We start from the raw sequence: 19,478 nt of genomic DNA on the forward strand, positions 1-19,478 counted from the left end.
CGCCGCCCGCCGGCCCCCGGCCGACCCGTGCCGGCCCGTCGGCACCGCGCGACGGGGGCGGCTGCGGCGGCTCGCACGCCAGGCGCAGGAGACGGGCGGTGAGGTCCGGGGCCGGTGCGACGTCCGCCGCGGCGGCCAGCCGCCGGTGCGCGTCGCGGGCCGCGGCGAGCTCCTCGGCGCAGGCGGGGCACGCGGCGACGTGCGCGAGGGCGCGCTCGGCCGCCGCCGGGGCCAGCTGGCCGTCGGCGAGCGCGTCGATGCGGGACCCCAGGTGGCTCATCGCACCGCCCGCAGCCCCTCGTCGGCGGTCGGCCGCAGCCCGTCCTCGTCCGCCGTCACGCCCGTGCCCGCCGGGGCCGCCGGGGCCGCCGGCGCGCGGTGGCCCAGGGAGACGCGCAGCCGTGCCCGCGCGCGGTGGATGCGCGAGCGCACGGTGCCCAGCTTCACGCCGAGCGTCACGGCGATCTCCTCGTAGGACAGGCCCTCGATGTCGCACAGCACGACCGCCGCCCGGTACTCCGGAGGCAGGGCGTCGAGGGCGCGCTGCACGTCGTGGTCGAGGTGCGCGTGCTCGAAGGCGTGCTCCGGGCCCGTGAGCCGGTCGGGGCTGGCCCAGCGCTCGTGGTCCTCGCCGAGGCCGTCCATGCGGATCCGCTGGCGGCGCCGGGCGCCGTCGAGGAACAGGTTCGTCGTGATGCGGTGCAGCCAGCCCTCGAAGGTGCCCGGGGTGTAGCTCGACAGCGAGCGGAAGACCCGGACGAACGTCTCCTGGGTGAGGTCCTCGGCATCGGCGCGGTTGCCGGTGAGGCGGTAGGCGAGGCGGTAGACCCGGGCGGAGTGCTCCCGCACGATCTCCTCCCACGACGGGGCCTGCCAGTCGGCAGACGCGGACGTGGTCATGGGTGCGGCCTCCTCTGCGGCACGCGGCCGCGGTGCTCCCCGGCCGGTCGGCCGTGGGCGCCCCATCCTCTCAGGTCCACCTGGACGCGGCCTGGGAGCGGCCCCGGGCCGGGTGCACGGGGCTAGGCTGGCGCGGCGCCCGGCCCCGGGCGCGGCCGGGAGGCGCCGGGCGCACGCCCCGCGCGGCCCGGCACGCCGGCCCTCGCGCCGGACCGGACCCACCGCGGGAGGCGCACCATCTCCGCCGACAAGGCCCTGAGCTGGGCGTACAGCGAGGACTTCCTGCCCGAGGACGACGTGGTCCGCCGCGCCCGCGAGCGTGCCGCCCAGCTCGGCTGCACCCCGGTCCTGCCGGGCGCGGCCGCGCTGCTCGGGCTCCTGGCCCGGGTCTCGCACGCCCGGTCCGTCGTGGAGGTGGGCACGGGCGCCGGCGTCGCCGCCCTGCACCTCCTGCGCGGCATGCCCGAGGACGGCGTGCTCACGACCATCGACCTCGAGGTCGAGCACCAGCGCGCCGCCAAGCAGGCCTTCACGGAGGCCGGCATCCGCCCGGCGCGCGTCCGCGCCATCCCCGGGCGGGCGCTCGACGTGCTCCCGCGGCTGACGGACGCGGCGTACGACCTCGTGCTCGTCGACGCGGACGTGGAGAGCCTGCCCCGGTACGTCGAGCAGGCGGTGCGGCTGCTGCGGCCGGGCGGGCTGCTCGTCGTGGACCACGCCCTCGGCGGGGACCGCGTCGCTGACCCGGCGCGCCGGGACGAGCGCACGACGACGCTGCGCGAGGTCGGCCGGACCGTGCGCGAGGACGACCGCCTGCTGCCGGCGCTCGTGCCGAGCGGCGACGGTCTGCTCCTGGCCGCCCGGCGCTGACCCGCGCCACCGGCGCCGACGACCGCTCGCGGCCGCCGCCCCCCCCGCACCCGTGCGGCCCACGGCCGGGCCCGGCGAGGGGACGGGCAGGGCGAGGGGACGGGTACGGCGCGCGGCGGCCGGCGACGGCGCCGGGCTACGGCAGGTCGACGAGGAACCGCAGCAGGAGCCGCGCGCCGAACCCGGTGGCGCCGGCGACGACCTCGTGGCTGTCGGCCGTCGACCGCGCGGGGCCCGCGACGTCCAGGTGCGCCCAGGGCCGCCCGCCCGTGAACTCCCTGAGGATGAGCGCCGCGACGACGGCGCCCGCGCCGTGCTGCCGGTCGCGCGCCGTCTGCCGCACGTCGGCGACGTCGGAGACGATCTGCGCCGCGTAGTCCTCGACGAGGGGCATCCGCCACACGGCCTCGCCCGTGGCCTCGCCGGCGGCGCGCAGGGCGTCGGCCAGCGCGTCGTCCGTCGCGTAGAGCGCCGCGTGGGTGCGGCCGAACGTCACCGTCGAGGCGCCCGTGAGCGTCGCGACGTCCACGACGAGGTCGGGCTCGAGCACCGCGTCGGCGTAGGCGAGCGCGTCGGCGAGGACGACGCGCCCCTCCGCGTCGGTGTTGTCGACCTCGATCGTCCGGCCGCCGTAGGTCGTCACGACGTCCCCCGGCCGGTACGACGCGGCTCCCAGGTGGTTCTCCGCCAGGGGCAGCAGTGCCGTGACCCGGTGCCGGACCCCGAGGGCCGGGGCGGCGAGCACGGCGGCGAGGGCGGCGGCGGCCCCGGCCATGTCGGTCTTCATCGGCGGCATGGACTCGCGCGGCTTGAGCGAGATGCCGCCCGTGTCGAACGTGATGCCCTTGCCGACGAGGACCACGTGCCGCACCGGGCCGGTCGCGGGCGCGCCCTCGGCCGGTGCGGGCGGCTCGTAGCGCACCTCGACGAGCCGCGGCGGCGAGGCCGAGCCCCGGCCCACCGCGAGGATCCCCCCGAAGCCCTCGGCCGCGAGCTCGCGCGGACCGAGGACGCGGACCTCGAGACCGGCCGCGGCGGCGCGGCGGCGCGCCGTGTCGGCGACCCAGGCGGGGGTCTTGACGTCCGAGGGCTCGTTCGCGAGGTCGCGGGTGAGCCAGGTCGCCGCGGCGGCCGTGGTGGCCGCGGCCAGCTGCGCCGTGAGGCCCGCGGCGTCGGGGCCGAGCAGCACGAGGTCGGCCGCCGGGCGCGGGGCCGCCCCCGGGCGGGAGGAGCGCGTCGGCACCGCGTAGGCGGCGAGCAGGTAGCCCTCGACGAGGTCGCGGGGCGCCTGCCCCCGCTCGCGGGGCGCGGAGGGCACGGCCGGCGCGGCGCCGATCGTCGTGACGACCCGGCCGAGCCCGCGCACCGACCGGGCGAGCGCCGCGCCGGCCCGGCGCAGGGCCACCGGCCCGCCGTCGCCGACCCCGACGAGCACGAGCCGCGGCGGCAGGCCCGCCCAGGGCAGGGCGGCGGCGCGGGACCCGACGGGGCGCGGCAGCTGGAGGACGTAGGCCTCGCCCGGGGCGCCGGTGAGGCGGGCGCGCTCCGCGACGTCCGCGAGGTCGATGCCGTAGCGGGCGGCCGCCTCGGCCGTGCCGGCGCCGGGGGTCAGCTCCTCGTCGTCCGCGGCCGCCGGGCCGACGGGGACGGCGAGGGCGTCGACGCCGTCGAGCAGGAGCGGGGTGTCCGCGACCTGGCCCTCGTGGGCCGTGACGGACGGCAGCCCGCGGCCCGTCGGGGCCGCGGACCGCCGCGTGCGGGGTGGTGCCACCGCGGTCGGGTCAGCCGACCACGGCGGTGAGGGCCTCGCCGAGCTCGGCGGCCTCGGTGGCGTTGAGCTCCACGACGAGCCGGCCGCCCCCCTCGAGCGGGACGCGCATGACGATGCCGCGGCCCTCCTTCGTCACCTCGAGCGGCCCGTCGCCGGTCCTCGGCTTCATCGCGGCCATGGGGCTCTCCTTCGTGTGGTGCGTGGGCGCACGGCGGTGACCGCCGAGCTCCACGAGGGTCCGGACGGCACCCGGATGTACCGGATGTCCGCAGATCATCCTAGTTCACGCCGCTGACACGGGGGCCGGAGGACCGGCGGACCTCACCCGCCCGTGGCGCCGGGGCGGTCCTGCCGACGGCCTCCCCGGACGGCCGGGGCGGACGGCCCGGCGCCGGTCCCGCCCCGGTCCGGCCGCCCGTCACGGCGGCCAGTCCGCCGGCGGCGTGAAGACCCAGATCTCCAGGGTCCACACCACCTGCAGCGCGAGCGAGAGCGCGACCACCGCGGCGAGCGCGAGCCGGCGCGCCCACGGCGGCCCCGTCACGAGCCCGCCCGTGACGGCCGCGAGGGGGAACGCGAGCAGGAGGAAGCGCGCGAGGGACGACCCGGGCTCGACCACGGCCGCGAGGTAGACGACGTACGCGGCGGGCCACGCGTGCAGCTCCGGCCCGAGGCGCCAGGCGGCCGGCACGAGGACGGCCGCCGCGAGCAGGGCCACCGCAGCCGCGACCCCGGGCACCGCCCAGTCGCCGAGCCAGAAGCGCGAGGCGTACCCGATCGCCCCGAAGGGCGTCACCTCCCGCACCCCGCGCCACGCGCCCTGCGTCTGCAGGTAGGCGTCGGCCTCGCCCACGACGAGCCCGCAGACCGCCGGCCAGGCGACGGCGGACACGGCCGTGACCGCCCCGAGCCCGAGCAGCCCCCCGACGTCGCGGGGGCGCAGGGCCTCCCGGCCGCGCCGCGCCGCGACGACCCGGACGACCGCGTGCACCAGCACGACCGCCGCCACCGGCGGGGCGACGGACCGCGTGAGGCCCAGGAGGAGGACCGCGAGCGCGGCCGCGCCGTACCGCCGCTCCACGAGGAGCAGCAGCGTGGCCGCGACGAGGAGCAGCGCCAGCGACTCCGTGTACGCGACGCCGAGCACGGGCGCGGTCGGGAAGACGCCGACGAGGAGGACCGCCACCAGCGGCAGGCCGGGCCGCGCGGCGCACGCCCGGGGCGCTCCCCGCTCGACGCACCGGCGCACGACCACGGCCGCCGCCGCGCCGAGGGCCGTCGCGGTGAGGGGCGCGACGACCTCCCAGGGGCCGCGGGTCACCTCCATGACGAGCCGCACCAGGCCCGGGAAGAGGGGGTAGAACGCCCAGGCGTTCTGCTGGACGAGCCCGTCGGCGCCGACGGGCAGCGACGCCGGGTACCCCTCCTCCGCGATCCGCCGGTACCAGTCGCCGTCGAAGAGCAGCCCCGTCGCCTGCCAGTAGGACGGCCGCGCCGGCACCGCGCCGACGGCCTCCTGCCGGGACGCGGCGACGAGGAGCAGGACCGTGCTCACCACCCGCGTCGCGGCCCAGACCGCCAGCGCCTGGCCCCAGGGCGGCAGGCGCCGGACGGCGTCCACGGCCCGGGCCGTCGGGGACGCCAGGGAGGCGCCGCTCACGCCAGGCCCCGGACCACCCGCGCCGGCGGCAGCTCGCCGCGCAGGACCGCGACCATGTCCAGCGCCCGCCGGGTCGCGCGCACGTCGTGGGTGCGGAAGACCCGCGCACCCCACCACGCGGCCAGCACCGTCGCCGCCAGGGTGCCCTCGAGCCGCTCCTCCGCCGGCAGCCCCAGGGACTCGCCGACGAAGTCCTTGCGGGAGAGCGCCATGAGCACGGGGTGGCCCAGCGCGACGAGCGCCGCCGTCCGCCGCACGAGGTGCAGGGAGTGCCACGTGGTCTTGCCGAAGTCGTGCGTCGGGTCGACGAGCACCGACGCGGGGTCGACGCCGAGCCCGACGGCCCGGTCCGCCCCCGCCCGCAGCGTCGCCAGGACGTCGAGCAGGACGCCGTCGAGCGGGTCGACGGGCCCGTCCCGCTCCGCGGCGGCCGGCAGCGGGTACGTCACGCGCAGGGGGTCCGTCCGCGGCAGGGCGCCTCCCGTGTGCGAGACGACGAGGCCGACGCCGTGCTCCGCGGCGACCTCGGCCACGCCCGGGTCGTGCCCGGCCCAGGTGTCGTTGAGCAGGTGCGCGCCCGCCGCGACGGCGGCGCGGGCCACGGGCGCCCGCCAGGTGTCGACGCTCACGAGCAGGTCCGGGTGCCGGCGCCGCACCCGCTCGACGAGCGGCACCACCCGTTCGACCTCCTCCGCGACCCCGACCTCGGGCCCGCGGCCCGCCCGCACCCCGCCGATGTCGACGACGTCCGCGCCCTCCTCCTCCGCCCGCGCCACGGCGGCGTCGGCGTCCGCGGCGCCGTAGCGGGCGGCGGCGTAGAACGAGTCGGGCGTGCGGTTGACGACCGCCATGACGGCCGGGCGCCCGGGCGCCACGAGCCGGCCGCCCAGGCGCAGCGGCGCCCCTGCTGCCGGGACGCCCGGCAGGGCACCGCTCACGCCCGGGCCGCCGACCCGTCCTCCGTGCGGCCGCCGCCCGCCCCGGCCGCCCGCGGGGCCGACCGCCCGCCCGCCGCCTGCTCGACCTCGTCCTCGGAGACCTCGACGGCCTCGGCCGTCGCCTCCTGGGCCCGCGCCTCCTGCGCGCGCAGCGCCTCCCCGCGCTCCACGACGATGCGCACGGCCTCGTCGGGGTCGTCGGTGAGCTGCAGCAGCTCGAGGTCGGCGGGCGCGACGAGCCCGCGCGGGACGAGCGTGCGGCGGGCCCACTCCAGCAGCCCGCCCCAGAAGTCCGTGCCCATGAGCACGACGGGGAAGCTCGTCACCTTGTGCGTCTGGACGAGCGTGAGCGCCTCGAAGAGCTCGTCGAGGGTGCCGAAGCCGCCGGGCAGCACCACGAAGCCCTCGGAGTACTTGACGAACATCGTCTTGCGGGCGAAGAAGTAGCGGAAGCTGACGCCGAGGTCGACCCACTCGTTGAGGCCCTGCTCGAAGGGCAGCTCGATGCCGAGGCCCACGGACAGGCCGTCGGCGTCGCAGGCGCCCTGGTTCGCGGCCGCCATGATCCCCGGGCCGCCGCCGGTGATGACCGCGTAGCCGGCCTCGGCGAGCCCCTTCCCGACGGCGCGCCCGAGGGCGAAGTCCGGGTGGTCCGGGGACGTGCGCGCGGACCCGAAGACGCTGACCGCGGGCCCGATCTCCGCGAGGGCGCCGAACCCCTCGACGAACTCGCTCTGGATGCGCAGGACGCGCCAGGGGTCGTCGTGCAGCCAGAGGGCGTCGCGGCTGGGGCCGAGCAGCCGCTGGTCGGACGTCGTCGCGGGGATCTGCGTGCGCCGCAGGAGCACGGGGCCCTTGCGGTACCCGCGCCCCGGGGTGGGCGTGCCGTCGTCGCTCATGGGGCCGAGCCTAGGTCCGGCACCGCGTCCCCTCAGGTCGTGGCGGCGCAGGTCACCCTCAGGGCGTGGTGAGCCAGGCGTGCAGCGCCCGGTGGACGGCGGTGATCTGGTCGACGGGGACGCGCTCCTCGTCGTGGTGCGCCAGCGAGGGGTCCCCCGGGCCGAAGTTCACGGCGGGCACCCCGAGCGCGGAGAACCGCGCCACGTCCGTCCAGCCCAGCTTCGGGGCCGGCGCGCCGCCGGTCACGGCGAGGACGGCGTCGACGAAGCCGGCCGTCGTCGGGTGCGTGAGGCCCGGGCGGGCGCCGGCGGCGGCGTCCGTGAGCACCACCTCGAAGCCCTCGAGCACCTCGCGCACGTGGGCCTCGGCCTCGGCCACCGTGCGGGAGGGGGCGAAGCGGTAGTTCACGGTGACGACGCACAGGTCGGGGATGACGTTCGTCGCCACGCCACCGTGGACGAGCACCGCGTTGAGGCCCTCGCGGTACTCCAGCCCGTCGACCTCGACCGTGGCCGGCGTGTAGGCCTCCAGCCGGCGCAGCACCTCCCCCGCGGCGTGCACGGCGTTGCGGCCCCTCCAGGCGCGGGCGCTGTGAGCGGCGACGCCCCGGACCCGCACCTCCACGCGCAGCGTGCCGTTGCAGCCGCCCTCGATGCCGGCCGCCGTCGGCTCCCCCAGCACGGCCACGTCCGCGGCCAGCCAGTCCGGGTGGTTCCGGGCGACCCGGCCGAGCCCGTTGAGGGCGGAGTCGACCTCCTCGTGGTCGTAGAACACCCACGTGACGTCCCGCGCCGGCGCGTCGAGCTCCGCGGCGAGCGCGAGCGCCACGGCGACCCCGGCCTTCATGTCGACCGTCCCCCGCCCGCGGAGGACGGCCGCCCCGTCCTCCTCGACGAGCTCCGTCGGCAGGTTCCCGGCGACCGGCACCGTGTCGACGTGCCCCGCCACGACGACGCGCGAAGGACGGCCCAGGTGCGTGCGGGCGACGACGGCGTCCCCGTCGCGCAGCACCTCCAGGTGCGCGCACGCGGCCAGGGCCGCCTCGATCGCGTCCGCGATCGCCGTCTCCTCGCCCGAGACGGACGGCAGGTCGCACAGGGCGCGCGTGAGCGCGACGAGGTCCGTCGGCGTGCCGGGCGCCACGGGCAGGACGGCCGGCGGGGCCGGGGCGGCCTCGGCGGCCGGGGCGTCCGGGGCGGTCTCGCGCGTCGTCATGCCCGCGAGGCTAGCCCGCCGCCCTGGCTACCCTGGCGCCATGACGACCCCCGACGCGCCCGCCCCGACCCCGCGGACCGCCTGGGCCACCGGGCTCGCCACGGTGACGCCCGCGGGCGACGTGCTCGACGTCTGGTACCCGCAGCCCGTCCTCGGCGCCCCCGGGGACGCGGCGCCCGACCCCCTGCCCGTCCCGGAGGGCCTGGCCGACCTCGTCGGCGAGGACCCCGCGCGCCGGGTGCGCCTGAGGCTCGTGGCCACCGTCGTCGACCTCGACGCGCCGCCCGCCGGCACCGCCGACGCCTACCTGCGCCTGCACCTGCTGTCCCACCGGCTCGTCGCGCCCCACGGCCTGGACCTCACCGGCCTGTTCGGCGTGCTGCCCAACGTCGTGTGGACCGACCGCGGGCCCTGCGCCGTCGAGGGCTTCGAGGCCACCCGGGCCCGGCTGCGGGCCGCCACGGGGGCGCCCGTGACCGTGCTGGGCGTCGACAGGTTCCCGCGGATGGTCGACTACGTCGTCCCGACGGGGGTGCGCATCGCCGACGCCGACCGGGTCCGCCTCGGCGCCCACCTGGCCCCGGGCACCACCGTGATGCACGAGGGCTTCGTCAACCACAACGCCGGCACGCTGGGCACCTCCATGGTCGAGGGCCGCATCTCGGCGGGGGTCGTCGTCGGCGACGGCTCGGACGTGGGCGGCGGCGCCTCGATCATGGGCACCCTGTCCGGCGGCGGGCGCGAGGTCGTGTCCCTCGGCCGTCGCAGCCTGCTCGGCGCGAACTCCGGGCTGGGGGTCCCGCTGGGCGACGACTGCGTCGTCGAGGCCGGGCTCTACCTCACCGCGGGCACGAAGGTCACCCTCCTGCCCGCGCCCGGCTCCGGCGACGAGCCGCGGGTCGTGCGCGCCCGGGACCTGGCCGGCGCCGACGGGCTGCTGTTCCGCCGCCACTCGCTCACGGGCGGGGTCGAGGCGGTGCCGCGGCAGGGCGTCGGCGTGCACCTCAACGCGGCGCTGCACGCGAACTGACGGGCGTGAGCGCGTCGCGTCCGGGGGCCCGTCCCGCCCGGCGACCGCCCCGTCCGTCGCCCGGCCGGCGGCTGCTCGGCGTGCTCGGGGCGCTCGCGCTCGTCGTCGTGCTGCTCGTCGTGGCCGTCGGGGCGGTGCTCCGCCTGCTCGACGGGCGGCCGGAGGCGGCGCCCGCGCCCGTCTGCCGCGCCGAGCTGGACGGCACCGGGTGGCTGCTGAGCCCGGAGCAGGCGGGCAACGCCGCGCTGCTCGCGGGCGAGGCGCTGCGGCGCGGGCTGCCGGCCCGGGCGGTGACGATCGCCGTCGCGACGACGCTGCAGGAGTCGCGCCTGGTCAACATCACCTACGGCGACCGCGACAGCCTCGGGCTGTTCCAGCAGCGACCCTCGCAGGGCTGGGGCTCGGAGGCGGAGGTCCTCGACCCCGTGCACGCCACGGGGCGCTTCTACGACGCGCTCGTCGAGGTCGACGGCTGGCAGGACCTCGAGGTGACGGTGGCGGCGCAGGCGGTGCAGCGCTCGGGCTTCCCCGACGCGTACGCCCAGCACGAGACCCGGGCCCGGGCCTGGGCGTCGGCGCTCACCGGGTTCTCGCCCCGGACCGTGACGTGCACGCTCCCCGCGGACGGCACGGGCCCGGGCGGGACGGGGCAGGGCGCCTCCGACGGCACCCCGGCGGGGGCGGCCGGGGTGCTCGCCCGCCTCGAGCGGGACCTCGGGCCCCTGCCGACCACGACGGGCACCTCCGCCGAGGGGCGCACGACGCTCCTCCTCGACCCCGCCGCCCTCGTGCCGGGCGAGCCGGAGCGGGCCGGCTGGGCCGCCGCGCAGTGGGCGGTGGCCGCCGCCGGGGACCTCGGCGTGCTGGCCGTCGAGGTCGGGGACGCCCTCGGCGGCGCCCGGTGGGACCGCACGGGCGAGGGCTGGACGGACGCGCCGGTCGACGCGCCGCCCCCGGGCCAGGTCCGCCTCACGCTGGCGTAAGCCGGCCGTCGCCTGCGTCGGCACGTGCACCCCGCGCTCGGCACGGGTCCGCCGCGGACCGCGCCCGCACGCGCGGCACCGGTCCCGGCGGCGGACCCGGGTCGGGTCAGGGGCGGCCGGCAGCGCGTCAGCGCTCGGCGACGGGCACGTAGTCCCGCTCGCGCTCGCCGGTGTACACCTGGCGCGGGCGCCCGATCTTCGTCTGCGGGTCGCGCATCATCTCGCGCCACTGGGCGATCCAGCCGGGCATCCGGCCGAGCGCGAACAGCGGCGTGAACATGGACTCGTCGAAGCCCATCGCCTTGTAGATGAGGCCGGTGTAGAAGTCGACGTTCGGGTAGAGCTTGCGCGAGATGAAGTAGTCGTCGTGCAGCGCGATGTCCTCGAGCCCGCGCGCGATCTCCAGCAGCTCGTCGCCCGCGCCGAGCGCGGCCAGCACCTCGTCGGCGGACTGCTTCACGATCGCGGCGCGCGGGTCGTAGTTCTTGTAGACCCGGTGCCCGAAGCCCATGAGGCGCACCCCGGGCTCCTTGTCCTTCACGCGCTTCATGAACGCGGAGGCGTCGCCGCCGTTGGACTGGATCTCCGCGAGCATCTTCAGCACGGCCTCGTTCGCGCCGCCGTGCAGCGGGCCCGACAGCGCGTTGATGCCGGCCGCGACGGAGGCGTACAGGTTCGCGTGGGAGGAGCCGACGATGCGGACCGTGGACGTCGAGCAGTTCTGCTCGTGGTCCGCGTGGAGGATGAGCAGCTTGTCCAGCGCGGCGACGACGCGGGGGTCCGGGTCGTACTGCTGGTACGGCGCCGCGAAGGTCATCCGCAGGAAGTCCTCGACGTAGCCGCGGCTGTAGTCGGGGTAGAGCAGCGGCTCGCCCTTGGAGGCGCGGTGCACGTAGGACGTGATGGTCCGCGTCTTGGCCAGGAGCAGCACGGTCGCCAGCTCGACGGCCTCGGGGTCGTCGATCGCCAGGGACTCGGGGTAGAAGGTCGCCAGCGCGTTGATGGCCGAGGACATCACCGCCATGGGGTGCGCGTTCCGCGGGAACGTCCCCATGAAGGTGCGGAAGTCCTCGTGCACGAGCGTGTGCCGGTTGACCCGGTGCTCGAACGCCTCGAGGTCGGACGCCGACGGCAGCGCGCCGTGGATGAGCAGGTACGCGACCTCGAGGAAGGACGCGCCCGCCGCCAGCTGCTCGATGGGGTAGCCGCGGTAGCGCAGCACCCCGGCCTCGCCGTCGATGTAGGTGATCTGCGACTCGCACGACGCGGTGTTCATGAAGCCCGGGTCGACGGTGACCATGCCCGTGTCGCGCAGCAGGCTGGCTACGACGAGGCCGTCGTTGCCCTCCGTCGCCGGGACGACGGGCAGCTCGAGCGTGCTCTCACCCACGACGAGCCTGGCGGGCGAGGTGGCGACCTCCGGCATGGTGCTCCTCTCTGACGGACCCGGTCCGGCGTCGGCGGGCGCCCGCGGGCGTCCTCGCCTGCCGCGGTGGGGGCTGCCCCCGGCCCGGCCCTGCGTGTGTCGGCGGACCCCGTGCCGTCGGCGACGTCGCGGGGGGTCCGGCGCGGCGCCGCCCTGCTCGGCGGCCGCTGGCGAGACGCTACCCGCCGGGGGGCGCGCGGGACGAACCGGAGGCCCGCGGGGGCGTCCCCTGTGAGGACCGCCACACGGCCGCACCGGACCCGGTCGGGCGCCGCGGGCGCCGTCCGGGGGGCTCTAGGCGGCGGCGAGGCGGGCGGCGGCCCTCGCGACGGCGTCGTCCGTCGCGGTCAGCGCGATCCGCACGTGGCCCGCCCCGGCGGGTCCGTAGAAGTCGCCCGGCGCGGCGAGGACGCCCAGCGCGGCGAGGCGGGCAAGCGTGTCCCAGCAGCCCGCGGTCGTCCCGTCGGCGGCGGGCAGCGGCCGGGCCCACAGGTAGAGCCCGGCGTGGGAGCGGTCGACGACGAACCCCGCGGCCTCCACGGCCGGGCGCAGGACGGCCCGGCGGCGCCGGTAGCGGTCGCGCTGCTCGGCCACGTGCGCGTCGTCGCCCAGCGCGACGGTCATCGCGGCCTGCACGGGCGCGGGCAGCATGAACCCGGCGTGCTTGCGCACCTCGAGCAGGGGGGCGACGAGGGCGGGGTCGCCCGCCACGAACGCCGCCCGGTACCCGGCGAGGTTGGACTGCTTCGACAGGGAGTAGGCGACGAGGAGCCCGCGCACGTCCCCGCCCGTGACGCGGGGGTCGAGCAGGCTCGGCACGCCACCGCCCGCCCACGGCTCGTCCCAGGCCAGCTCGGCGTAGCACTCGTCCGAGGCGACGACCACGGGCCGTCCCGACCGGGTCGCCGCGGCGCGGGCCGCGGCCACGACGTCCCGCAGCGCCTCGGCACCGAGCACCGCGCCGTCGGGGTTGCCCGGCGAGTTGAGCCAGACGAGGCGGACGTCGTCGGGGCCGTCCGTGAGGCGCTCGACCACCCGGTCGACGGGCTCGGCGCGCGCGCCCGCGAGGCGCGCGCCCACGTCGTACGTGGGGTAGGCGGTGACGGGGTGGATCACCACGTCGCCGTCGCCGAGGCCGAGCAGGGAGGGCAGCAGCGCGACGAGCTCCTTCGACCCCACGGTCGGCAGGACGCCGGCCGGGTCGAGGCCGGGCACGCCGCGGCGCCGGGCGAACCACGCGACGACCGCCTCGCGCAGCGCGGCGGTGCCGTGGGTGGCCGGGTAGCCCGGGGCGTCCGCGGCCGCGACGAGCGCGTCGCGGACGAGGGCCGGCGTCGGGTCGACGGGCGTGCCGACCGAGAGGTCGACGAGGCCGTCCGGGTGCGCCTCCGCCGTCCGCCGGTAGGGCGTGAGGCGGTCCCAGGGGAAGTCCGGGAGGCCGGCGGTCAGCAGGCCCATCGGCGCGTCCCGCCCGTGGTCGCGGCGCTCACTCCCCGTGCGTGCGCAGCGGCAGCGTGGCGATGACGGGGTGGTCCTTCTCGATGCGGCCCATCTTCGCGGCGCCGCCGGGCGAGCCCAGGTCCGTGAAGAACTCGACGTTGGCCGCGTAGTACTGGTTCCACTGGTCGGGGACGTCGTCCTCGTAGTAGATGGCCTCGACGGGGCACACGGGTTCGCAGGCGCCGCAGTCGACGCACTCGTCCGGGTGGATGTACAGGGAGCGCTTGCCCTCGTAGATGCAGTCGACGGGGCACTCGTCGATGCACGCCTTGTCCTTGACGTCCACGCACGGCTCGGCGATCACGTAGGTCACGGGTAGTCCTCCCACCAGCGGTCGTTCCGCCTAGTATCCCCCAAGGCCGGGGCCCGCACGCCCCGTGGCCGCGGCGTGGACGGGGAGGCGCGTGCTCGACCTGCCCCCGCCCCCTGCCGCCGGTCCCGCCGGCCTCCAGGAGCCCCTGGACCCCCCGGAGCCCCTCGGGCCCGCCGGTCGCCTCGTGCCCGGGACGCGCGCGGTCGTCCGCCGCCGCCGGCCCGACGCCGCCCCGGGCGAGCCGCCCCTCACGGACGTGCTGGGGGACGTGGTCCGGGTCGACGCGGACGGCGTCGTGCTGCGGACCCGGCACGGCGACGAGGTGCACGTGCCCCTCGTCGACGTGCTCCGCGCCAAGCCCGTGCCGCCCGCTCCCCCGCGCCGGGCACCGCGCACCGCGCCGCCCGACGCGCCGTCGGCCTGACCGCCGCCCGCCCGGGTGCCGGGCCGACCGGCACGGCCGCTCGCCGGGTCGGTCGCGTCAGCCCGCCGGCGGGGCGGGGGTCGCCGCGGCGTCGGCCGCCGCGTCGGCGGGGTCGGGGCCGCAGACCACCTTGTTCTGCGGCTTGTAGGTCCACGTCCAGCGCTGGGTCTCCGGCGCGCGGTCGGCGGCGGCGCGGGTCCGCGTCACGGTGACGGCGAAGCCGGGGTTGCCCGCGGACTGCGGCTCGCAGGTGGGCGACTGCGAGTAGACCGTCGTCGGCTGGACGACGCCCGAGCGGCCGCTCGTCGAGGTCTCCACCGTCCAGTACGGCGTGCTCCACAGCCGGGCGTGCATGCGGCCGCCCCCCACCCAGGCCTGCACGAGCACGCCGTGGGGGGTGTCGTTCTGCCAGCGCATGTCGAGCGTGCCGGTGAACAGCGTCGCCTCGCGCCCCTCGGGGTAGCGGGCGAACCACTCGCTGTGCGGCTTGTGCTCCACGTCGACCATGCCGGCGAGGAAGCCCACGTTGAAGACGGTCGTGGAGACCTGCGAGAGGCCGCCGCCCGCCGCGTCGACGTGCTCGCCGTTGACGATCGCGCCCGCCTCGACGAACCCGTTCGCGGCGTCGATCGGGCCGAGCGCCTCCGTGAGGCTGAACTCCTCGCCGGGCCGCACGAGGGTCCCGGTGATCTTCGCGGCGCCGTTGGCGATGTTCGAGGTGCGGCGGGGCTCGCTCGTCAACGGCGTGGAGAACTCGGCCACGACCTGGCTCACCCCGAGCGCCTCCAGCGCCGCCGCATCCTGCGCCGGGTCGGTGGCGACGAGCTCGACGCGCGCCGTCCGCTCCGGCGCCGTGCCCGCCGCCGCGACCGCCCCGGCGAGCGCCTCGGGGTCGAGCTGGGTGCCGGGGGTGCCCGGGACGACGACGGGGCGGTCCTCGACGAACTCGAAGCGGGCGTCGTCGGGGGGCGTCAGCAGGTCCGGCAGCTGGGCCAGGACGGCGGCCGCGAGCGCGTCCCCGTCGAGGGCCAGGGTGAGGGCGCCGTCCTGCGCGGTCATCCGCGCGGCGGCGGCGAGGGTCGCCGGGTCCAGCGTGGCCACCCGGTCGGCGACCTGGACCGCGACCGGGGCCGACGTGAGGGGCCGGGCGACCTCCGTGAGGGCGGTCCGCGCGGCCGCGTCGTCCACGGCGGGCGCCTGGGGCGTGGTCGGGAGCACCAGCGGCCGCTCGCCGTCGAGCCAGTCGTCGACGAGCACCTCGCGGGCGGCCTCGGCGTCGAGCGCCCACCCCTCCGCGGCGGCGGTGGCCTGCGCCGTGCCGTCGACGAAGACGACCGCCGCGTCGACCGGGGCGAGCGCCAGGGGCCCCGCGAGCGCCTCCACCGCCGCATCGAGCGCGGCGTCGTCGACCGCGGTGACCGGCTCCTGCTCCCCGACGCCGACGAGCTGGTACCACAGGTGCTGCGGACGGGCGAGGTCGAGGCCGGTGAGGCGCTCCACCGTCGCGGAGGCGTCGAGCGCGAGGCCGGCCGCACCCGGGTCGAGGTCCGTCCGCACGTCCTGCGCCTCGACGACGACGGGCTCCGCCGCACGGTCCGCGAGCTCCCTCTCGAGGCGGGCGACCGCCTCGGCCTCGTCGAGCCCGCCGATGGCGACGCCCGCGACCTCCGCCCCGCGCGGGACCCGGCCCGCCAGGCCCCACGACGCACCGACGTACGCCCCGCCGAGCACGAGCACGACGAGCCCGACGAGGAGGAGCCGCCGCGGCCAGCGCCGGCGCCGCGGCTCGGGCTCGAACACGTCCAGCGGCGAGTCGGGGCGGGGTGCGGCGGGTGGGACGGGCGCGAAGGGGGTGGTGGCGCCGTCCGCGGGGCCGGCCTCGGACGTGCGCGCCCAGGCGGAGGTGCGGGCCGGACCGTCGCCGGCCGGGGGCGTGCCGGCGGCCGTGGCGGCCGTGCCCTCGCCTGTGCGCTCGTCCATGCTGTGCGGCCTCCCGTCGCGCCGGCCGCCCGCCCCCCGGGTGCCGTCCCGGGTCCGCGCGCTGGCGCGCACGTCCGGTCGCGGCATTCTACGGACCCCGCGCCGCCCCCCCGTTGTGACGTGGCCGGTCAGCCACGGCGTCCGCGCGGCGGTCGCGCAGCCGTGGGGTCGGACCGGGCCGCTCGGCGGGGGCCGGACCTGCGCCGGACGTGGCCGGAAGCGGCCGGACGTGGCCGGACGTCGCCGAACGTGGCCGGACGTCTCAGACGACGGGGCGCGTCCGGCCCCGCAGGTGGACGAGCCCGCCGCGCGCGGGGTCGCCGGCCCGCGCCGCCACGACCTCCCCGACCACGACGTCGTGGTCCCCGGCCGGGTGCACGTCGACGGTCCGCACGTCGAACCAGGCCGCCGCGCCGTCGAGCCACGCGCCGCCGGACCAGGGAGCGTCCGCGTGCGGGACCCGGGCGAGCCCGTCGAACGCCGGCCGCCCCGGGGACGCGACCCAGTCGGCCACGGGCCCGCCGTCCTGCGCGAGGACGCTGACCGACCAGCCCGGCACCTCGTCGAGGGCCTCCCGGAGGCGGCTGTCCGTGTGGAGGCACACGAGCACGAGCGGGGGCTCCAGGGACACCGGCACGAACGTGCTCACCGTCGCGGCGTGCAGCAGCCCACGCCACCGCGCGGTGACGACGACGACGCCGGCCGGCAGCCGGGAGCCCACGGCCCGGAGCAGGTCCGCGTCGACGGGCGCGGGCGGGTCCGCCGGGCCGGAGGCCGACGGGGGGACGAGCGACGGGGACGGGGCCGACGAGGGGGTCGACGAGGACGGGCCCGCCGGCGGGGGGGCCGTCACCGCTCGACCGGGCCGTCCACGCGCACCGCGCCCCCGGGGCCGACGCGGGCGTCCGCGACCCCCCGGTCACCTGCGCCGGGGGCGGCCCCGGCCTCGGCCCCGGCCTCGGGACGGGCGAACCACCGCCGGGGCAGGAAGGCGACGGGCACGAGCGCCGCCACGGAGCCGAGGAGCCAGAGGATGCCGTGGTCGTCGCCGGCGGGGACGAGGACGTCGCCGCCGGGCCCGGTCTGCACGAGCGCGATGGTGCAGGCGAGCATGCCGCCGCCGAGGACGAGGGGCCCGGCCCCGCCGACCCAGGCCCGCGCGAGCACCCCCGCGGCCAGGACGAGGACGAGCGCGGCGACCAGGGCCCACGGCCACCGGTCCCGGTGCACGACCGTGCCGAGGACGCCGACCCCCGCGCCCAGCAGCAGGACGAGCAGGAGGCGGCGCAGCGGCGGCAGGGGTCCGGTCACACGGGGAGGGTAGGCCGCGCGCGTGCGCCGGGCCTCATGGCGGGGGTGCCCGCGTCGCCGTGCCGCCCGCGGCCGTCTCTGCTGAGATGGGCGGGACGCGGCCGTCGGGACCCCCGGCGCCGACGACGGGCCCGACGACGAGCGGAGCGGCGACCATGATCACCACGGACGAGGTCCTCGCCCTGGCGGGGCGCACGGTCACGGACGCCACCGGCGCCCGGGTCGGCACGGTCGGCACCGTCTACCTCGACGACGCCACGGGCGAGCCCGAGTGGGTGACCGTCCACACCGGGCTGTTCGGGCTCCTCGAGAGCTTCGCCCCCCTGCGGGACGCGGTCGTCGACGACGAGGGCCTGCGCCTGGCGCACCCCGCCGCCCTGGTCAAGGACGCGCCGCGCGTGGACGTCGAGGGGCACCTCGAGCCCGAGGACGAGGTCGCGCTCTACGCGCACTACGGGCTCGCGTACGGGGAGGGCGCCCCCCTGGCCGACGGGACGGCCGACGGGACGGCCGACGGGACGGCCGACGGGACGGCCGACGGGACCTGGACCCCGACCGCCACCGGTGCCGGGACGGCGGACGGGGTCGGCAGCGCGACCGGGAGGCCCCCGGCGTCGGACGCGCTCGGCGACGCGCGCGCCGAGGCCGAGGACGACCGGGGCGTCGACGACCTCTCGGGCCCGGGGATGACCGGGTCGCCGGACCTGGCCGACTACGGCACGGACCCGCTGCCCGGTGCCGCGGGGCCCGGGGCAGCGCTCGGGACGGCCGCGCGCGACCACGGGCACGGCGTCCCGTCCGACCCCGACCGTCGCCCGCGCCTGCGGCGCTGGACCGCCCCGACGACGGGCGCGCCGGACGACGCGGGCCGCACCGACCCGGACGCCGGGTCGCCCGGTCCGCGCCACCGCGCCCCGGGCGCCGCCGACCGCTGAGCCCGTCCCCGGCGCACGGTCCGGGGCGCGCACCGGTCCCCCGCCCCCCGCGCGGGCGACGGGCCCGACCGGTGCGCCCGGCCGGCGGTGCGGCGTGTGACCGAACTCGCGCCGCCGGACCCTTCCGCGGGCCCCGCACCGACCGATGGGGTGGGGCACCACGCCCCGCTGCCCGGGGCCGACGCGGGAGGTCCTCATGGCGCTCGTCCGGTGCACCTGCTTGCGGGCGGAGGACGTCCACGACGTCGTCCTGCCCGACCCGCTCTGCCCCGCCGAGGCGGTGCACCTCCGCCGCGCCCGCTGACACCGGGGACGACGGCCGGCCGACCTACGCCGGCCCGCCCGCCGCCGTCCCGGTCCCCGCGTCCGTCGCCGGCCGGTAGGACTCGTGCGCCAGCAGCGGCGCCAGCACGTCGTTGCTCAGCGCCCACGCGCCGGCCAGCGGCGGCGGGCCGTCGAGCGCCGTCACGGCCTGGACCTGGGTGGCGTGCGCCCGCAGCGCCGCGAGGACCCGGTCGCGCACGGGGGCGAGGGGGACGCGCACCGTGATCGCGCCGCCCGGCACCACGACCGGCGGCCGCTCGTCGTCGGGACCCGCCGACGGCAGCGCCCGCGCGGCCGCCGGCAGCGCGGCCCGCACCGCGGGGTCGGCCAGCGCGGCCCGGGCGGCACGCACCTCGTCCTCCGCCTGTGCCGCCCACAGGACCACGGGCCGCAGGTCCCCGGCGTCCGGCGGCGCGACGAGGGCCAGGGCGCGCATCGTCACCGCGTGCGCCCGGACGTGGTCGGGGTGGCCGTAGCCGCCCTCGGGGTCGTAGGTCGCCACGACCGCCGGCCGTTCGCGCCGGAGGAGGCCCGCCAGCCGCCCGGCCGCCTCGTCGAGCGGCACCCCCACGAAGGCCCGGGGCGGGAGCACGGCCGCAGCGCCGGCCCGCGCCGACCCCGTCCAGACCATGCCCGAGTCCTCGTACCGGGCGCCGCCGGCGGCGGGACCGCCCGGCCCCTCGCCGTCCCCCCCGGGGAGCGGCAGCGCGTCGAGGAACCGGCCGCGCGCGCCGAGGGCCGCCAGCGCGGCGGCGAGCTCGCCCTCCCGGTGCCGGGCCAGCGCGGGGCCGTCGCCCTCGAGGTGCGCGAGGGGGGCGCCGATGACCTCGCCGCGCTCGCCCCGGGTGCACGAGACGACGAGCGCGTCCCGGCCCGCCGCCGCCCACGTGGCCAGGAGCGCGCCGGTGGCCAGCGTCTCGTCGTCGGGGTGGGCGTGGACGACGACGAGGCCGCCCGTGCTCCCCTCAGGGGCGCCGGGCGGCCTCGTCGTCATGGCT

The 19,478-nt window shown here is 78.7% G+C and carries 20 protein-coding genes; 5 read left to right on the top strand and 15 right to left on the bottom strand.

Translation table 11 applies throughout. The annotated features are described in order from the left end of the window. Together EJA20_RS10635 and sigE are read right to left on the bottom strand one after the other, a co-directional pair. A partial coding sequence (locus EJA20_RS10635) for a zf-HC2 domain-containing protein (protein ID WP_205687455.1) occupies positions 1-280 on the bottom strand: 280 nt, incomplete at its 3' end. Next, a complete protein-coding gene (gene sigE / locus EJA20_RS10640) occupies positions 277-966 on the bottom strand; it encodes an RNA polymerase sigma factor SigE (protein ID WP_129338134.1) in 690 nt (229 codons plus the stop codon). The genes EJA20_RS10635 and sigE, both read right to left, overlap by 4 nt. 171 nt (positions 967-1,137) lie before the next feature. Between sigE and EJA20_RS10645 the strand changes: the two genes are divergently transcribed. Next, positions 1,138-1,770 carry an O-methyltransferase gene (locus EJA20_RS10645; RefSeq protein WP_129338135.1) on the top strand — a complete coding sequence of 211 codons (633 nt, stop codon included), beginning with the start codon at positions 1,138-1,140 and terminating at the stop codon, positions 1,768-1,770. 136 nt (positions 1,771-1,906) lie between these two features. Here the strand turns inward: EJA20_RS10645 and EJA20_RS10650 are convergent, their stop codons facing one another. The 6 genes from EJA20_RS10650 to dapE form a co-directional block, all read right to left on the bottom strand. Further along, entirely contained in the window at positions 1,907-3,541 is a 1,635-nt protein-coding gene (locus EJA20_RS10650; protein WP_129338136.1) for a leucyl aminopeptidase family protein, read from the bottom strand. A gap of 10 nt (positions 3,542-3,551) precedes the next feature. Then, the gene (locus EJA20_RS10655) at positions 3,552-3,719 is read right to left on the bottom strand and encodes a DUF3117 domain-containing protein (protein WP_129338137.1); all 168 of its coding nucleotides are present in this window, start codon (positions 3,717-3,719) and stop codon (positions 3,552-3,554) included. 240 nt (positions 3,720-3,959) lie between these two features. Then, a complete protein-coding gene (locus tag EJA20_RS10660) occupies positions 3,960-5,201 on the bottom strand; it encodes a hypothetical protein (protein ID WP_129338138.1) in 1,242 nt (413 codons plus the stop codon). Continuing rightward, positions 5,198-6,139, bottom strand: a complete 942-nt coding sequence (gene folP, locus EJA20_RS10665; RefSeq protein ID WP_240675353.1) for a dihydropteroate synthase — start codon at positions 6,137-6,139, stop codon at positions 5,198-5,200. The genes EJA20_RS10660 and folP overlap by 4 nt, the downstream gene beginning before the upstream one ends. Beyond that, the gene (locus EJA20_RS10670) at positions 6,136-7,038 is read right to left on the bottom strand and encodes an LOG family protein (RefSeq protein WP_129338139.1); all 903 of its coding nucleotides are present in this window, start codon (positions 7,036-7,038) and stop codon (positions 6,136-6,138) included. Before EJA20_RS10670 ends, folP begins: the two co-directional genes overlap by 4 nt. Positions 7,039-7,096: 58 nt before the next feature. Then, positions 7,097-8,254, bottom strand: coding sequence for a succinyl-diaminopimelate desuccinylase (gene dapE, locus EJA20_RS10675; protein ID WP_129338140.1), 1,158 nt, complete (start codon positions 8,252-8,254; stop codon positions 7,097-7,099). Between the two features lie 40 nt (positions 8,255-8,294). Between dapE and dapD the strand changes: the two genes are divergently transcribed. Together dapD and EJA20_RS10685 are read left to right on the top strand one after the other, a co-directional pair. After that, a complete protein-coding gene (gene dapD, locus EJA20_RS10680) occupies positions 8,295-9,284 on the top strand; it encodes a 2,3,4,5-tetrahydropyridine-2,6-dicarboxylate N-succinyltransferase (protein WP_129338141.1) in 990 nt (329 codons plus the stop codon). An 80-nt stretch (positions 9,285-9,364) separates the two neighbouring features. Further along, the gene (locus EJA20_RS10685; RefSeq protein WP_240675354.1) at positions 9,365-10,267 is read left to right on the top strand and encodes a hypothetical protein; all 903 of its coding nucleotides are present in this window, start codon (positions 9,365-9,367) and stop codon (positions 10,265-10,267) included. Positions 10,268-10,394: 127 nt separating this feature from the next. Here the strand turns inward: EJA20_RS10685 and EJA20_RS10690 are convergent, their stop codons facing one another. From EJA20_RS10690 to fdxA, 3 genes are all read right to left on the bottom strand, one after another. Beyond that, positions 10,395-11,693, bottom strand: coding sequence for a citrate synthase (locus EJA20_RS10690; protein ID WP_129338142.1), 1,299 nt, complete (start codon positions 11,691-11,693; stop codon positions 10,395-10,397). A 294-nt stretch (positions 11,694-11,987) separates the two neighbouring features. Next, on the bottom strand, positions 11,988-13,151 hold the full coding sequence (gene dapC, locus EJA20_RS10695; protein ID WP_129338143.1) for a succinyldiaminopimelate transaminase: 1,164 nt from the start codon (positions 13,149-13,151) through the stop codon (positions 11,988-11,990). A gap of 28 nt (positions 13,152-13,179) precedes the next feature. Next, positions 13,180-13,506, bottom strand: a complete 327-nt coding sequence (gene fdxA / locus EJA20_RS10700) for a ferredoxin (RefSeq protein ID WP_129338144.1) — start codon at positions 13,504-13,506, stop codon at positions 13,180-13,182. Between the two features lie 91 nt (positions 13,507-13,597). On the opposite strand from fdxA, the gene EJA20_RS10705 reads away from it, so the two are divergent. After that, positions 13,598-13,930: a putative acetyltransferase gene (locus EJA20_RS10705; protein ID WP_240675356.1), complete on the top strand. Its 333-nt coding sequence runs from the start codon at positions 13,598-13,600 to the stop codon at positions 13,928-13,930. A gap of 57 nt (positions 13,931-13,987) precedes the next feature. On the opposite strand, the gene EJA20_RS10710 is transcribed toward EJA20_RS10705, so the two are convergent. From EJA20_RS10710 to EJA20_RS10720, 3 genes are all read right to left on the bottom strand, one after another. Beyond that, positions 13,988-15,910, bottom strand: a complete 1,923-nt coding sequence (locus tag EJA20_RS10710; protein ID WP_129338145.1) for a VanW family protein — start codon at positions 15,908-15,910, stop codon at positions 13,988-13,990. 262 nt (positions 15,911-16,172) lie between these two features. After that, positions 16,173-16,763: a flavin reductase family protein gene (locus EJA20_RS10715; RefSeq protein WP_240675359.1), complete on the bottom strand. Its 591-nt coding sequence runs from the start codon at positions 16,761-16,763 to the stop codon at positions 16,173-16,175. Then, positions 16,760-17,221 carry a hypothetical protein gene (locus EJA20_RS10720; protein WP_205687456.1) on the bottom strand — a complete coding sequence of 154 codons (462 nt, stop codon included), beginning with the start codon at positions 17,219-17,221 and terminating at the stop codon, positions 16,760-16,762. Before EJA20_RS10720 ends, EJA20_RS10715 begins: the two co-directional genes overlap by 4 nt. 155 nt (positions 17,222-17,376) lie before the next feature. On the opposite strand from EJA20_RS10720, the gene EJA20_RS10725 reads away from it, so the two are divergent. Beyond that, positions 17,377-18,156, top strand: a complete 780-nt coding sequence (locus tag EJA20_RS10725) for a PRC-barrel domain-containing protein (RefSeq protein WP_164983938.1) — start codon at positions 17,377-17,379, stop codon at positions 18,154-18,156. A gap of 328 nt (positions 18,157-18,484) precedes the next feature. On the opposite strand, the gene EJA20_RS10730 is transcribed toward EJA20_RS10725, so the two are convergent. Continuing rightward, a complete protein-coding gene (locus tag EJA20_RS10730; protein ID WP_129338147.1) occupies positions 18,485-19,474 on the bottom strand; it encodes a PIG-L family deacetylase in 990 nt (329 codons plus the stop codon). Between the last annotated feature and the right edge of the window lie 4 nt (positions 19,475-19,478).

It is taken from the genome of Cellulomonas endophytica, assembly GCF_004123805.1.
Taxonomy (GTDB): Bacteria; Actinomycetota; Actinomycetes; order Actinomycetales; family Cellulomonadaceae; genus Cellulomonas; species Cellulomonas endophytica.

Excerpts from the sequence above, each read along its gene's own strand:
- dapC (WP_129338143.1), bottom strand. The coding sequence starts at position 13,151 with ATGGGCCTGCTGACCGCCGGCCTCCCGGACTTCCCCTGGGACCGCCTC.
- dapE (WP_129338140.1), bottom strand. The coding sequence starts at position 8,254 with ATGACGACGCGCGAGACCGCCCCGGACGCCCCGGCCGCCGAGGCCGCC.
- dapD (WP_129338141.1), top strand. The coding sequence starts at position 8,295 with ATGACGACCCCCGACGCGCCCGCCCCGACCCCGCGGACCGCCTGGGCC.
- EJA20_RS10725 (WP_164983938.1), top strand. The coding sequence starts at position 17,377 with ATGATCACCACGGACGAGGTCCTCGCCCTGGCGGGGCGCACGGTCACG.
- EJA20_RS10655 (WP_129338137.1), bottom strand. The coding sequence starts at position 3,719 with ATGGCCGCGATGAAGCCGAGGACCGGCGACGGGCCGCTCGAGGTGACG.
- EJA20_RS10670 (WP_129338139.1), bottom strand. The coding sequence starts at position 7,038 with ATGAGCGACGACGGCACGCCCACCCCGGGGCGCGGGTACCGCAAGGGC.
- EJA20_RS10730 (WP_129338147.1), bottom strand. The coding sequence starts at position 19,474 with ATGACGACGAGGCCGCCCGGCGCCCCTGAGGGGAGCACGGGCGGCCTC.
- sigE (WP_129338134.1), bottom strand. The coding sequence starts at position 966 with ATGGGGCGCCCACGGCCGACCGGCCGGGGAGCACCGCGGCCGCGTGCC.
- EJA20_RS10690 (WP_129338142.1), bottom strand. The coding sequence starts at position 11,693 with ATGCCGGAGGTCGCCACCTCGCCCGCCAGGCTCGTCGTGGGTGAGAGC.
- EJA20_RS10710 (WP_129338145.1), bottom strand. The coding sequence starts at position 15,910 with ATGGACGAGCGCACAGGCGAGGGCACGGCCGCCACGGCCGCCGGCACG.